We start from the raw sequence: 14,102 nt of genomic DNA, 5'->3' as shown, positions 1-14,102 counted from the left end.
GTCCTCCTTTTATTGAACCGGTATATAACCATCAAGTGACTTCAGGAATGAAAGACCTTCAAGAGTAATCTTCGTGCCGGCCCTGCCCTTTCCTTTCGTCACGTATGCTTTTTTCTCAAGGTCATCTAATCGGCTTCTTACCTGCTGAGGGGTCAGCGGGATGTCGCCTTGCTTGCTTAATTCAGACAAGATGCGTCTGCTGGCTGCTTCACCTTTCTCATTGAGAGATTTAATGGCTTCCAGTAGGAAAACAAACTCTTGTTTTTCCATTAAAGTGAGCTGATGTTCTTCTTTTTTTCCTTTTACCTCCGGCGAAAGAGGGGTTAATACAAAAGGCGGCAGGTGATGTAAAAATACCGTTTGCCCTTCGAGAATGACTGCAGCATAATGAACGATATTTTTGAGTTCCTGTACGTTTCCTTCAAACGGATACTCCTGCAAGCTTTCCCAAACACTTGGATCAATATCAGGGGCCATGCTCAGCTCCTGAAAGAAAGCAGTTGTTAACACAGGAATATCTGTTTTTCGATCTGCTAATGACGGTAAAGGTAAATGGAAAACGTTTAAGCGATAAAACAGCTCAGGTAAAAAGGTAGATGAAACCCTCAATGCCTCTATTGATAAAGACGAAGTGGCAATGATTTTTGTTGCAGGAGAGCTTTCTAGAAAACGAATGACCTGATGCTGCATAGGAATACTTAATGCGGCAATTTCGTCTAAATAAAGAATTTGACGTTTTTTTTCAGTGAAGGCTTTCTGCAAGGTATCTTCATCTAGGATGGGACAATATAGATGTGTCAGTGAAGCGTTTGGAGCCGATGCATGAGCAATTTCATGGGCAAATCGTGTTTTACCTGTGCCAATTTCTCCTGTGATCAAGACCGGCTGCTCGTGTTTTGTGAATTGCTTTGCCAGGTGAATGGCACGCTTCATTTCTTGGTGCTCTCCATATATAGACGTAAATGAATGTGTGGTCATCGGGTGATTCCTTTCTTTTTGGTTCTAATTGGTTCAATTGTAACACCCAATAAAACCAAATGTACAGAGAAACGAAAAAGTTTATGAAATTTATGCTTGATCTATGATCTATTGGTTTATTTTTTGAATATTCATGTTATAATGACAAATTAAATAAGGTTAAAGAGAAAGGATCTTGTACATGAAACCGTTGCTCAAAGAAAACACGCTAATTCAAGTGAAAGACATTTTAAAGGCCCATCAAAATTTGAAGGATGTAGTCATTCATACACCACTTCAAAAAAATGAGCGACTTTCTGAACGATATGAATGTAATGTCTACTTAAAAAGAGAGGATCTTCAAGTAGTTCGTTCCTTTAAATTAAGAGGCGCTTTTAATAAAATGAGCCAGCTTCCAAAAGATAAACTAAAAAACGGCATTGTTTGTGCAAGTGCAGGAAATCATGCACAAGGTGTTGCCTATTCTTGTAAATATCTAGGTATCCACGGAAAAATCTTTATGCCTGCTACGACACCAAGGCAAAAAGTATCTCAAGTAGAGCTTTTCGGAAAAGAATATGTTGAAATTATCTTAACCGGAGATACGTTTGATGATTCATATCATGAAGCAGTGAAATGCGGAGATGAAGAAAAGCGCGAGTTTATCCATCCGTTTGATGATTTGGATGTGATGGCAGGACAAGGAACGACTGCTGTAGAAATATTAAATGATATCGAAGTGGAGCCTCACTTTTTATTTGCAAGTGTTGGAGGTGGAGGTCTGTTATCTGGTGTTGGTACATATATCAAAAATATCGCCCCAGAAACCGAAATCATTGCCGTCGAACCGCTTGGCGCAGCTTCACTCCATGCTTCCCATGAAAAGGGTAAGGTTGTGACACTTGATTCCATTGATAAGTTTGTAGACGGGGCAGCGGTTCAGCGGATTGGCGAAAAGACGTTTACATCGCTACAATCTGTTGTCGATAAAATTAGTCTTGTACCTGAAGGGAAAGTATGTACAACCATTTTAGAGCTTTATAATCAATGTGCGATTGTAGCAGAGCCGGCAGGTGCACTTCCGATCGCAGCGCTGGATGCCCATCGCGAGGAGATTAAAGGGAAAAATGTTGTCTGTATTGTCAGTGGAGGAAATAATGACATTGGCAGAATGCAGGAAATCAAAGAACGGTCGATGATCTATGAAGGGCTGCAACATTATTTCATTGTCAATTTTCCGCAAAGAGCAGGTGCGCTTCGGGAGTTTTTAGATGAAGTATTAGGGCCAAATGATGATATCTCCCGCTTTGAATATACGAAAAAGAATAACCGAAGCAAAGGACCGGCGCTTGTTGGCATCGAATTGAAAGAAAGAGATGACTATGCGGCGCTCATTGAACGGATGAATAAAAAAGGATTCCATTATGTTGAAGTGAATAAAGATCAAGATTTATTCCACCTATTTATTTAGGCGTAACAGAACATCGGAAAAGAGGATTGATCGTTTGTGCTGCTCAAAACAATATGTTTTAGACGGATGGATGGAGCTCAGATCAAGGTAACAGAAGTTCCTGTACTAAAGGGAGATGAGCCGTATCGTTTCATGCTCACCTTTAGACTTGAAGCTTTCTTGAAAAAAGTCTATGTATCTAAAGGAAAGAGAGCTGTGTACTCTTTCAGAGAGGATGTGAAACGTAACGTCAAGTGGAGCACATATGAGCAGATCTATCAGAAGCCTACACTGAAACACAATGCGTAAAAAAGGAATCTTTGTCAAAGGGAGTGAGCGGCTGTTTTAAAATGGCTGTTGCTCAGATTTGGCAAGGATTTTTTTCATGCAAACAAGCAAATGTGACAATTTCAAAAACGTTCTGACAGTTGTTTTCAAGTACGCACGAAATAAGGTAATATCATAAGTAAAGACTAAGACAGCAAGGATGAGACGATAGTGAAACAAATTAAAATTGTAACAGATTCTACTGTGGATCTTCCGCAAGAAAAAATCAATGATCTTTCAATTCACGTGATTCCGCTCAATATCTCCATTTCTGGGGTTGATTATATTGACCGAGTGAATATACAGCCAGATGAATTTATCGAAAAAATGGAGGCCGCTGAAGAATTGCCGAAAACGTCTCAACCTGCGATCGGTCAATTCGTCGAATTATATGAAAAACTAACGGCAGATGGAAGCGAAGTCATTAGTATCCATTTAACGGGCGGAATGAGTGGTACAGTTCAAACTGCTGAAAGCGCTTCGAAAATGGTAGACGGAAACATCACCGTGATTGATTCAAACTTTATTTCCTATGGATTAGGGTTTCAAGTCACCAAAGCAGCCGAACTTGCACAAAATGGTGCAAGCCGTGAAGATATTATCAAAGAAATGGATAAAATCCGTCTTGAAACAAAGCTATTTGTCACAATCGATACATTAGAAAATCTCGTGAAAGGTGGAAGAATTGGGAGAGGGAAGGCGCTGATCGGCTCACTTCTTCACATCAAACCAATTGCCAGCTTAACAGACGGGGTATATACGCCTGAAGCGAATGTGAGAAGCTATTCTGCTCTTGTCCGCTATTTAACCAAACAGTATGTACAGGCGGTGAAAGGAAAAACAGTTCAAGCCATTGGGATAGCGCATGCAGATGCATTAGAACTCGCTGAAAAGCTCAAATCAGCGCTGCTTGATCATACACCTGAAGCACTTGTTGACATCGCCTACACAACACCGATTATTTCGTGTCACACTGGAAAAGGCGCAATAGGCTTTACTTTTTATACCGATTGACTTGAAAAAGGGGATGGACGTACCGTGCTTAAAAAAAGGAGAGCCTCACTTGGTGCGCTTATGATCATAAGCGTGCTTCTTTTAGTCTCATGTTCAAATGGACAAATCAAAGATGCGTTAAATTATCAAATACAGCCGTTTGAATATGAAAATCAGGATGGGAAAAAGGTGTCATTAGATGATTTGAAGGGGAAAGTATGGGTGGCAGATTTTATTTTCACAAGCTGTGAAACGATCTGTCCGCCGATGACTGCACATATGACAGAGCTGCAAAAACGGTTAAAAGAAGAAAAATTGGATGCACATATCATTTCCTTTAGCGTGGACCCGGAGGTAGACTCACCGAAAAAGCTAAAAGAATTTGCAAAAGCATATCCTTTATCCTTTAAAAATTGGGATTTCCTCACTGGCTATTCACAGTCTGCGATTGAAAAATTCGCAATGAAAAGCTTTAAAACCATTGTGAAGAAACCCGAAGATGAAGACCAAGTGATCCATCAGTCATTGTTTTTCCTAGTTGATCAAGAAGGAAAAGTGATGAAAAATTATGATGGTGTACAAAACACGCCATATGATGACATCATCAAGGACATCAAAACGCTGATCCGAAGCTAGCATAAAGATGTTCAAATGAGCAAAAACATGATACACTTTTTTAATCAGAAAAAGGAGGGACATCATCGTTTGAAGGCTCGTTTGATTTTGATTGTGATGTCTCTAGCTTTTGTTCTTTCTGCATGTTCCGCACAAGAGGCTGGCATAAAGGATAAACTAGAAGACACACAAAACGTAAAAGAACATATTACGATCGCAGCGGTTGGAGATTCCTTAACAGAAGGAATCGGAGATCAACAAAAAAAAGGATATGCAGGCATAACCCGTGACAAGTTAGAGGCGGTGGACGGCGTGCAATCTGTCACATTAAAAAACTATGCCATTAAAGGCAGTAGAACGGTAGATTTATTAAAAAGATTAAAAGAAAAAAAGGTGCAAGACGGTCTGAAAGATGCTGACTATATTTTCTTTACGATCGGCGGCAATGACTTAATGCATGTCGTCCGTCAAAATGTGCTCAATTTGACGTTTGCTCCTTTTCAAAAAGAGCAGGGTCCTTTTGAGGAGCGGTTTAAAACCATTCTTTCTCAACTGAGAGAACATAATGACCACGCGAAGATCATGTATGTAAGCATGTATAATCCTTTTAAATTCAGTCTCACTGAGCTGAAAGACATTGATGAAGTCGTCAAAGACTGGAATGCCGTCGCCAAAAAAGAACTGAAAAAAGACGGCAATGCTGATATGGTCAATGTAGCAGATTTATTTGAGGAAGATTCTGATGAAAAATTACTGGCAGATGATGATTTCCACCCAAACCAAAAGGGATACTCTCTTATGGCAAATCGTTTATTCTCCAAAGTGAAAAAAGAAGGACTGCCGAAGGAATAGGGTGAACGTATGAAAAAGTGGAAAAGCTTATTTTTTATTTTACTTGCAATCAATCTATTGATTGTACTTGCCTGCGGTATTTTGATGTTACTGCCAGGCGGTCAATCCGCTTCAACTAAAGAATTGAAAAGTGAGTATTCTTTTAATATATCTAGTTCAAAGGAATCACTCACCAGCTTTATCAATGATTACTTGAAAAATCAAGGGTCAAGTGATATGCCAGACTTTCATGTGGCGATCGATCAAGATGTGAAAGTAACAGGCGCCATAAAAGCTTTCTCTTCGACGATTGATGCTAACGTCTCATTTACGCCAACTGTCGAAGATAATGGTGATGTGCTTTTGAAAGTGGATGGCCTTTCAATTGGACAATTGAGCATTCCGATTAGTTTTGTACTAAGCTACATGGGTCAGTTCTATGAACTGCCAGAATTCGTTCATGTGAAACCGGATCAAAAAACGGTTGAAGTGCGCCTTTCAGAAATGCCACTGACGAATGATATGTATGTGAAAGCAAACAAAATTGATTTAGAGAACGATGAAATTGAGTTCTCATATTATCATCCAAAGCAATAGAAAGTAAGTCAGGAGTGAAATCATGAGGCGAGTCTATCAATATTTTAGTTTACTGTCGTTTTTATTTGCTGCATACTTTGGTATTACAGCTGCCACTGATTTAAGAGCAGAAAATATCGATCAGTTTTACTTAAATATTGCCTATTGTGCATTATTTCTAGGTATCATGATTCTTGCTTTTGATTTTCAAAAGCAAGAAAAAGCTGAAGATGTCTCGTAAAGAGCCTTTCCTCTATGGAAAAGGCTCTTTTTTATCTTTGCTGAGACAAGACCACCTTCGCCATAAGCTCTGGCTCTCCATTAGCAAATCCATGAAGCAGAATGAGGTATGCGCGATTTGCTTGCAGATGAACTTTTGGGATATCAAGCAGTATGCTTTGAGTGCCGGCGGCTTTCAATTCAAAATGATATTTATTCGGGGAGAAATGATGAATGTGAGTGCTGTTTACATAGTGAAGCTCCTTTGCTAACACCCCTTGATCACGTTCATATATATCAATGGAAGGAAGGTCTGGAGAAAGGTGGACAAAGGTAAGAGCTGACAGGTCTTCGTGTTGAATCAGAGGGTCTTGCCGCTCTGTCAGCAGCGCAAAACCTGCATGTGCACCCGTGATACATAGGGTGTAAATCTCGTCACGTTTAATTTTCATACGAGAATGAAGAACTCTTTGTTTTGTAGCTAGCTTGAACACTTCTATCTCATACATTCCCTCATCCCACTCCATATAGGCTGTTAACTGGCTGTAAGGCATTTTTTTCAAGACCTCATTCCGGTTCACATAAACAGCAAGCTCACTAAGATCTGGGGCAGCGTGAAAGAGCCGAATAAAGGCTTTGGATGAAACGCTGCTTTGAGGATGCTCGAAACCCGCAGCGTGTGAACGGTATAAATAGTCATGATAAAAGAGCTGCTGCATGTATTAATCCCTACTTTCTTATGGAAGGTGTTTTTTGTAGCGTATGCATGAAAAAGGCGATCTGTATAGGCAAACGAAGCATAGAAAAAAGCCTGACGTTTTCCGTCAGGCCCGCATGTTAAGAAGGAGAAGAATATTGATGATATTCAGCTAGCTTAATGAACGTTTTTTCATCCTCAATGAGACCACAAACACCGCACTGAACTTTTATTTGTGGACCTTGATAGCTCATGTGAAAAGGAGAAAGCTGCTCTCCATCGTATCTTTCGACAACTGCTCCGGTCGCAGGGTCAAGTTTCACAGGTTCTGAAAGCTGCTCAATCAGATTAAAGCGCGTTCTGTTCGTTTTACAGTTTGGACAAAGATAAGGGCTTGTCATGGTTTATTCCTCCTCTTTTTATCCGTAGCATGTCCAGTGCGCTAAATTCTATGCTTAATCCTTTTGACTTTTATCCAGCTTTTTAAATAATTTGATCATTGTTTTCAGTTCTTCGTCGTCGAATGACTCAAATCGCTCCATAAAGTATTCTGTTTTCTTTTTCTCAAAATGCTCAGTAATTTCCTTACCCTTATCGGTTAAGTGGATTTTGATGATGCGGCGATCCTCTTTAGAACGGATACGGGTGATCCAGCCCTTTTCTACGAGTGTGTCGGTCACAGCTGTGATATGGCTTGCTGACACCCCTAGAATGGACGCAAATTCCGTTACTTTTTTTGCACCTTGCTCACGAAGCAGATTTAAAATGAGAAATTCATTCCGAGATAATTCGTTTTCGAGCAGGCTGTTAATCTCATAACGGATCTGCTTAAATACGGTTCTCAGTAAAGTATCCATTTCATACATCATTTTTTTTCTTTGTTCCAATCATTAAACCCCCATTATATTTTAAAATACGACAAAATGCTTTTTGATCATTTAGGTAGACAAGTCGTATCATTTTCATTATTTTTCATCATGTTATAATATGATGATACCATTTTTTAAATGAAGGGGGCACTAATATGTCTGAAAAACAAGAATTAGCCACATTTGCAGGAGGCTGCTTCTGGTGTATGGTTAAACCTTTTGATGAACAGCCGGGCATTATCAAAGTTGAATCAGGGTATACTGGCGGACATACAGTGAATCCGACCTATGAAGAAGTATGTACTAATACAACTGGACATAGAGAAGCGGTTCAAATTACGTTTGATCCAGACGTTTTCCCGTATGAAAAGCTATTAGAACTGTATTGGCAGCAAATTGACCCAACAGATGATGGCGGGCAGTTTGGTGATAGAGGAGAGTCCTACCGCACAGGTATTTATGTTCATCATGACGAGCAAAGAAAGCTTGCAGAGGCATCGAAAGAGAAGCTGAACGAAAGCGGTACTTTCCAAAAGCCAATTGTGACAGAAATATTAGATGCTGCTCCTTTTTATCCCGCAGAGGAGTATCATCAGCACTATTATAAAAAGAACAAAATGCACTATGAACGATATCATGTCGGTTCTGGCAGAGCGGGTTTTATTGAGTCCCATTGGAGTGATAAATCATGACAAACGATAAAGAAAAACGATTAAAAGAATTAAACCGAATGCAGTACGAAGTCACACAAAATAATGGCACTGAGCCGCCATTTCAAAATGAATTTTGGGATCATAAAGAAGAAGGTATTTATGTAGATATCATCTCAGGCAAGCCGCTTTTTTCTTCTTTAGATAAGTTTGATGCCCATTGCGGCTGGCCGAGTTTCACAAAGCCGCTTGAAGATGAAGAAGTAGCGGAAAAGGTGGATAAAAGCCATGGGATGGTGCGGACAGAGGTGCGTAGCAAGACAGCTGATTCTCATCTAGGTCATGTCTTTCCTGATGGACCAGGACCAAATGGTCTTCGGTATTGTATTAACTCAGCCGCTTTGAAGTTTATTCCAAAAGATGATCTTGAAAAAGAAGGCTATGGGGATTTGAAACATCTCTTTGATTGATCTATTGAAAAATCGTCACATGGAAAGCATCTGCTTCCGTGTGACGATTTTTTATTTTTTATGATGCGTGTGATGTAATTGTTCAATGATGTGAAATAGCTTTTCTTTTGTAATGAGAGGCGCTTCATTAGATGTGTAATTGGTTAAGTCGACTTTTTGAAAGGCAGGATGCCGTTTTGGTCTTGGTAAAATGGCATAAAATTGTTCATGCTCAAATAGTGCATCTGCTTCGTGCGGAAATGTAAGCTCTTCGTGAAGCTTTTCTCCAGGTCTTTTCCCGACAACGAGAATTTCCGGAGATGCGACATTGATTTGAGCAGCATATTCATGAAACGCTTTTAAGAGATCAGCAAGCTGTAATGACTCCATCTTGAGAATGAACGTTTCGCCGCCTTTCATCATGATGGCTGCTTGAAGTGTGAGGGAGACAGCCTCTTCGATGGACATAAAAAAACGTGTCATATGAGGATCAGTTACGGTCAAAGGTTTTTCATTTAACAACTGCTGGAGCATGATGGGAATGACGGAACCTCTTGATCCAAGCACATTGCCAAAACGCACAGAGCAAAACATTGTTTTTTGGTTCGGAATACTTTCGTTTGCTTGGAAAAATAGTTTTTCTGAAATTAATTTTGTTGCACCCATGGCATTTGTCGGAGAAACAGCTTTGTCAGTGGAGATGTTGACAACATGACTGACTTCATGTTCAATCGCAGCCTCAATGACGTGCTGCCCGCCGATAATATTTGTTTGTACGGCTTCAAACGGATTGTCTTCACAAGTAGGTACTTGTTTTAAGGCGGCTGCATGAAAGATGATATCAACGCCTTTGACGAGCTGTCTCACGCGGCTTGCATCTCGCACATCCCCTAAAGCGAAGACAACTTCTGGGTGATCTGCATACTCATTTTTCATCATGTATTGTTTGCTGTCATCTTTGCTGAAGACGATAATCTTCTTTGGAAAGCATGCTGTTAATTTTTTCACAATTTGACGGCCGATTGAACCTGTACCGCCTGTGACTAATATCGTTTTGTCACGAAAAAAAGCCTTCAAATTCTTTTCTATCTTTTTGGACATATCTAATCCCCCAACTCTCATTTCTCTACTTTGCATCATATGTGAAAGAGTGGTATCCGTTTGAGGAAAAGAACCACTTTCTATATAAATTAGGTGAACACATTATAACCATCTGCTTGACGTCTTAATAGAATATGGAGAGATAAGAGAATAAGTAGAAAAACGAGAGACCTGAACACTTCATTACTGCGATCAGCTCAGGAGAAAATGAAGAGAGCTGCGCGCGAGGGGAGAAGGGGAATATATGTATAGGGGAAATCGTATTTTAGCCTTGATACCAGCTTTTAGAAGCAGGCGCGATCAGCATGATGAACATATCCGCATATTGGCGGAGCGGCCACTCATCTATTGGACCATTCAACCGTTACTGCAAATGATTGAGTTAGACGAAATCATCGTCTCTACAGAGGATGTCAATACGCAAATCATTTCTTCACACTACGGAGCCCGTGTGATTGAACTGCCAGACAGTCATGTAACAGAACAAACACCGTCACTCATAGCAGTGAAGCATGCGCTTGCTTATTTAGAGCGTGAGGGGAAGACCTTTGATATTGTTCTATATTTGCATCCATCGTCTCCTTTAAGACAGCCGGAAGATATAGAGAAATGCTTGCAGTTTCTAGTAGAAGGAAGTTATGACTGCATGGCATCTTTTACAGAGGCGCTAGAAAACCCAAATGAGACATGGACATTGCATGAGAATAATGAAGCCACTTTATATAAGGACAATCATTACTTTTTCATGCCAAAGAAAGAGCAGCCATATACGTATGGTCGTTTAAATGGAGCAGTGTATGCTTTTCATGTTCCATATGCAAAGGAATGCATTCATTCCTTTTTAGAAGGATCTGTTGGAGCGTATATCATGGATCCCCAAAAATCACTTGTGGTGAAACTGGAAGAAGATCTTGAGAAAGCGGAGAAAGTTTTATTGGCTCGCAGAGATGCGGAGGATTAGGCATAAGAAAAATTTTAACAAGAAAAGCGCCCAATCATAGGGCGCTTTTTACGATCTCATAAAGTCTGTGTGGAAATGTTTCAAATGTATTCCAGGAAACGACTTGTTCGTAATTGTTTCGTGCGATTGCTTTTCTTTTCTCGGCATTTGATCCATAATATTCAACCTGCTTCAGCAAATCGTCCTCATCTTTATAAAAAGCGAAGCTTGAAAAAGCTTGAGGCGGTTGTAGATCCGTCAATTGAAAGCTTCCAGCTGCAGCGATATCAAACGCTCTGTTGTTTAGGCTTACATTTTGAATCATGGCTTTGTTTTTGTTATACGCAAATTGTGCCGGTCTATGCGGATTAAGGACAATCGCTGATTGTTGATAGATGTCCGCCATTTGCTGAGGGCTTAGCCAATTGGTCATTAATGTGAGATCTCGATATTGTCTTCGTGACTTATTTAAATGACGATGCCATTCCTTACCTGCAACGAGAATTCGCCATTTTTTCTGTTGTAAGAGTGTATCAATGGCTTTCGTACGGTTGGGATAAGGGTAGCCAATGAGTGCGATGTCGTAGATGCACATCTTTTCAGCCGATTCGTTTCTTTGAAAAATACGTGTATTTGCCGGAATGGGAAAGTAGTGGGCGTGACCTATGCCCAATTCCTTGTAAAATGGCAAAGCTCCTTCATCAATCGTTAATATGAGCAGCGCATCACGCGTGCAAGCAGCTGACACATCTGTATAAAAAGGATCTTCTGTCATCCACAAAACGATCGGAATCTTTTCTTGTTTGAATTGATGAAGCACTTCACTCGGAACTTGATCACCGATCATCATCAAAACAAAATCCGGAGAAAATGTCCGGATTTTGTGCATGTGAGCGGGTAGAGATTCTTTATCAATCTTTACACATGAAAAGGGGGAATCAATGAAGCTCTCTTCTACCCATTGATCAAACATGTGATAGATTCCGCCGTAGCCAGAGCTGATATAAAGAAGCTTCATGATGGCCCTCTCACATTAAGACGTGAATGTAACACTTTCAACTTTATCTACATCTAATAAAGTCGTTGCAGAGCCTGTTGGTGTGACTGAGCTTTCTTGTGTAACAAATACAACACCCGTTAAAGCATTGAATGCTACAAATTGAACTGGCCCGATTAAGTCTCCTGAATCAGTGACAATGCTAATGACGGTTCCTGGTGCAAGTCTTGCAAAAATCCATCTTGCCGGCTGCGATACATCGAGTGTTGTAGCAGAATCTGAAGGTGATGCCTCGGCTGCCACTTCACTTAATAAATCATTCAATTTTTCTTCCATTTGAACTCCTCCTTCTTCAAGATTAACTGTTAATGTGCGAGTAAGTGGTTTGAAAAACACTTTCAATAGTTCTTTTTTTAATTCGGCACGCTTGTCGCTCATTTGTTCCCCATCCTTTCTTCATCAATTCAAACTCACCCCTATGTATATGCCGTTCATTTTTTTTGGTATAAGCAGAACGCTGATTCCTTGCTCTTTTTATCATTTAATCACTTCACACAATTTAAAAAATGTTTTCAAATGTTGAGGCTAAATGAAGTGAATCTCATACTCTAGTAAAGATTAAATGCGAAGAGAGAGGGATTATGAATGGAATTTGATCAATTATTAAATGGTTGGAACGAAGAATTACTAGAAACAGAAGGAGTACTTGAAGTCATCTTGATTTTACTTCTTCTTCGTCTATTAGAAGAAAGTGAGGAGGAGAGTGTGTCAAACATCAAAGAATTACTTCGTCCATGGCTTGAACTTGGCATTCCGCTGCCGCGCGTTCATTTAGTCAATGGAGATGTCCTTCAAAACGTAGTTGTTGTGCAGCTCTTTGATACAGTAGGGGTCTTTAAAAACGCGACAAATCAGCTAAGAGTGAATGTTCCTTACGTGAACATCGTCAGCTGGGGGGCTTTTTAATCTAATTAAAAAGGATAATGATCATGAAAGTATCGGTGATTTTAACAAGCTACAATAAACCTGATTTCATTGATCGTGTGTTAAAAAGTATGGTGGAACAAACGTATTCAAATTGGGAGCTTCTCATTATGGATGATGGCTCAGAACAAGGCACCATCCAAAAGATCCAGCCTTATTTAGACGATGAACGCATTCATCTGTATTCACGCTCGGTTCATCCTGCAAAACGGCTGTTAACCGTACGGTATGCGACGCTTATTAATGAAGCGTTAGCTCGTATAACAGGTGAGCTCATTTGTTATTTAACAGATGATACCGTGTATCATCAAGATCGTTTGCAGAAAATGGTGGATGTTTTTCAGTCGAAGCCTCATATAGATATTGTGTATTCCTCGCAGCGGGTCGTGCATGTGAATAAGCAATTAGTCGAGACGATGAGTTTTGTGCGTGAAGCGGACCAAATATTGGAGCATGCGTCCTTTCAAGTGGATCATTGTTCGGTCATGCACAGAAGGCGTTTGCTTCCGCTAATTCATGAAAAATACGGACAATATTGGGCTGATGAGCCAAAACACTGGCATCATGCAGATTCCGTTTTTTGGATGAGGCTGAATCAATTTGCTGCGTTCTTTCCATTAAGAGATGTACTTGATACAACGTATAAAACGCCTCATTCCTTTCATCATTTGTTTTCGAGTATGCCGTATGATCTCATTGACGGAACGGTGATTGAAAAGGAAGGGGATTACTTCCAAATCGCAAGCGGGAATCTTCATAGAATTGAAAGGTGCTGGGTGAACGAAAAAAACAGGCGTGCGATTCGGGTTCCGTCGTTATGTGTGATGAAATATGAGATAAAAGATATGCTGACAGTCCCCAATTATACAGTTGTCACGGCAGATCATGGGAAAACGTTCTATTATATTGAAGATCAGAAAAAAAGGCTATTTGCTTCAAAGCGTGACGTGCAATATTTTCAGTTTCACCCTAAGGAGATCTATACGATTTCAAATGAACGGCTTCAGATGTTTAAAGATGGAGGAATGATTCAAGTGTCTCCAGCATTTCATCCGCCAAACAGGCGGCTCTTTAAATGGAAACAAGATGTGTATTTACTGATGCATCATACCTTTTGCCGTATTGATCCTGAGATTGTAAAGCGATTTGCTTTTTATCATCAGCCCATTAATTTATACCCTTCCCAATTTACGTTATTTCAAGAAGGGAAGCCGATCGTGCCGCTGTATATGGAATCGCTGCAAGAATTCGATATGTCTCTTTATCAAACATCAGGGCGAAAGCACTCCTCATAAGAGGAGTGCTTTTTTGATGCTATTGACAAAAAAAGCAGGAAGTTGCAAGGAAAAAGCGAAACATGAAAGGACAGGAGATCGTGTGATGAAGATGATCAAGCCGCTGAAAACCCGGCAATGGATGCCGGTTTTCCGGCACTGAAAGTGAGGGG

General features: G+C 40.2%; 19 protein-coding genes. 12 read left to right on the top strand and 7 right to left on the bottom strand.

What is annotated here, in order from left to right:
• Positions 1 to 9: 9 nt before the first annotated feature.
• Positions 10 to 978 carry a sigma 54-interacting transcriptional regulator gene (locus ACQYAC_RS03810; RefSeq protein ID WP_180310628.1) on the bottom strand — a complete coding sequence of 323 codons (969 nt, stop codon included), beginning with the start codon at positions 976 to 978 and terminating at the stop codon, positions 10 to 12.
• A 181-nt stretch (positions 979 to 1,159) separates the two neighbouring features.
• Between ACQYAC_RS03810 and ilvA the strand changes: the two genes are divergently transcribed.
• From ilvA to ypmT, 7 genes are all read left to right on the top strand, one after another.
• Complete coding sequence (gene ilvA, locus ACQYAC_RS03805) at positions 1,160 to 2,428, top strand: threonine ammonia-lyase IlvA (RefSeq protein ID WP_003215464.1); 1,269 nt, start codon at positions 1,160 to 1,162, stop codon at positions 2,426 to 2,428.
• 36 nt (positions 2,429 to 2,464) lie between these two features.
• Positions 2,465 to 2,716 (top strand): YpmP family protein, encoded by a 252-nt coding sequence (locus tag ACQYAC_RS03800; protein ID WP_058014872.1) that lies wholly within the window; start codon positions 2,465 to 2,467, stop codon positions 2,714 to 2,716.
• 189 nt (positions 2,717 to 2,905) lie between these two features.
• Entirely contained in the window at positions 2,906 to 3,748 is an 843-nt protein-coding gene (locus tag ACQYAC_RS03795; protein WP_012010299.1) for a DegV family protein, read from the top strand.
• A 60-nt stretch (positions 3,749 to 3,808) separates the two neighbouring features.
• Positions 3,809 to 4,363 (top strand): SCO family protein, encoded by a 555-nt coding sequence (locus ACQYAC_RS03790; RefSeq protein ID WP_058014966.1) that lies wholly within the window; start codon positions 3,809 to 3,811, stop codon positions 4,361 to 4,363.
• Between the two features lie 69 nt (positions 4,364 to 4,432).
• Positions 4,433 to 5,194, top strand: coding sequence for an SGNH/GDSL hydrolase family protein (locus tag ACQYAC_RS03785; protein ID WP_306010771.1), 762 nt, complete (start codon positions 4,433 to 4,435; stop codon positions 5,192 to 5,194).
• 9 nt (positions 5,195 to 5,203) lie between these two features.
• The gene (locus tag ACQYAC_RS03780) at positions 5,204 to 5,770 is read left to right on the top strand and encodes a YpmS family protein (RefSeq protein ID WP_044141181.1); all 567 of its coding nucleotides are present in this window, start codon (positions 5,204 to 5,206) and stop codon (positions 5,768 to 5,770) included.
• A gap of 22 nt (positions 5,771 to 5,792) precedes the next feature.
• Complete coding sequence (ypmT, locus tag ACQYAC_RS03775) at positions 5,793 to 5,990, top strand: protein YpmT (RefSeq protein WP_144462855.1); 198 nt, start codon at positions 5,793 to 5,795, stop codon at positions 5,988 to 5,990.
• A 31-nt stretch (positions 5,991 to 6,021) separates the two neighbouring features.
• Here the strand turns inward: ypmT and ACQYAC_RS03770 are convergent, their stop codons facing one another.
• The 3 genes from ACQYAC_RS03770 to ACQYAC_RS03760 form a co-directional block, all read right to left on the bottom strand.
• Positions 6,022 to 6,687: a DUF4397 domain-containing protein gene (locus tag ACQYAC_RS03770; RefSeq protein WP_429942746.1), complete on the bottom strand. Its 666-nt coding sequence runs from the start codon at positions 6,685 to 6,687 to the stop codon at positions 6,022 to 6,024.
• 118 nt (positions 6,688 to 6,805) lie between these two features.
• Positions 6,806 to 7,066, bottom strand: coding sequence for a hypothetical protein (locus ACQYAC_RS03765; RefSeq protein WP_061408261.1), 261 nt, complete (start codon positions 7,064 to 7,066; stop codon positions 6,806 to 6,808).
• 54 nt (positions 7,067 to 7,120) lie between these two features.
• On the bottom strand, positions 7,121 to 7,534 hold the full coding sequence (locus tag ACQYAC_RS03760; protein ID WP_370339267.1) for a MarR family transcriptional regulator: 414 nt from the start codon (positions 7,532 to 7,534) through the stop codon (positions 7,121 to 7,123).
• A gap of 155 nt (positions 7,535 to 7,689) precedes the next feature.
• Between ACQYAC_RS03760 and msrA the strand changes: the two genes are divergently transcribed.
• Both msrA and msrB read left to right on the top strand, forming a co-directional pair.
• Entirely contained in the window at positions 7,690 to 8,226 is a 537-nt protein-coding gene (msrA, locus tag ACQYAC_RS03755; RefSeq protein ID WP_044141185.1) for a peptide-methionine (S)-S-oxide reductase MsrA, read from the top strand.
• On the top strand, positions 8,223 to 8,654 hold the full coding sequence (msrB, locus tag ACQYAC_RS03750; protein ID WP_012010290.1) for a peptide-methionine (R)-S-oxide reductase MsrB: 432 nt from the start codon (positions 8,223 to 8,225) through the stop codon (positions 8,652 to 8,654). Before msrA ends, msrB begins: the two co-directional genes overlap by 4 nt.
• Before the next feature lie 51 nt (positions 8,655 to 8,705).
• Here the strand turns inward: msrB and ACQYAC_RS03745 are convergent, their stop codons facing one another.
• On the bottom strand, positions 8,706 to 9,734 hold the full coding sequence (locus ACQYAC_RS03745) for an SDR family NAD(P)-dependent oxidoreductase (protein ID WP_169057136.1): 1,029 nt from the start codon (positions 9,732 to 9,734) through the stop codon (positions 8,706 to 8,708).
• A 244-nt stretch (positions 9,735 to 9,978) separates the two neighbouring features.
• On the opposite strand from ACQYAC_RS03745, the gene ACQYAC_RS03740 reads away from it, so the two are divergent.
• Positions 9,979 to 10,695, top strand: coding sequence for a cytidylyltransferase domain-containing protein (locus tag ACQYAC_RS03740; protein WP_429942745.1), 717 nt, complete (start codon positions 9,979 to 9,981; stop codon positions 10,693 to 10,695).
• 34 nt (positions 10,696 to 10,729) lie between these two features.
• Here ACQYAC_RS03740 and ACQYAC_RS03735 read toward each other — a convergent pair whose 3' ends face one another.
• Positions 10,730 to 11,692: a CgeB family protein gene (locus ACQYAC_RS03735; protein WP_429942744.1), complete on the bottom strand. Its 963-nt coding sequence runs from the start codon at positions 11,690 to 11,692 to the stop codon at positions 10,730 to 10,732.
• 15 nt (positions 11,693 to 11,707) lie between these two features.
• Positions 11,708 to 12,109, bottom strand: coding sequence for a hypothetical protein (locus ACQYAC_RS03730; protein WP_065098203.1), 402 nt, complete (start codon positions 12,107 to 12,109; stop codon positions 11,708 to 11,710).
• Positions 12,110 to 12,316: 207 nt separating this feature from the next.
• Between ACQYAC_RS03730 and cgeC the strand changes: the two genes are divergently transcribed.
• Together cgeC and ACQYAC_RS03720 are read left to right on the top strand one after the other, a co-directional pair.
• Complete coding sequence (cgeC, locus tag ACQYAC_RS03725; protein ID WP_429942743.1) at positions 12,317 to 12,637, top strand: spore maturation protein CgeC; 321 nt, start codon at positions 12,317 to 12,319, stop codon at positions 12,635 to 12,637.
• Between the two features lie 17 nt (positions 12,638 to 12,654).
• On the top strand, positions 12,655 to 13,950 hold the full coding sequence (locus ACQYAC_RS03720; protein ID WP_429942742.1) for a glycosyltransferase family A protein: 1,296 nt from the start codon (positions 12,655 to 12,657) through the stop codon (positions 13,948 to 13,950).
• Positions 13,951 to 14,102: the final 152 nt, after the last annotated feature.

The sequence above is a fragment of the Bacillus sp. MM09(2025) genome (genome assembly GCF_050496725.1).
Taxonomy (GTDB): domain Bacteria; phylum Bacillota; class Bacilli; order Bacillales; family Bacillaceae; genus Bacillus; species Bacillus pumilus.
This window is presented reverse-complemented; position numbering and strand designations above follow the sequence as displayed.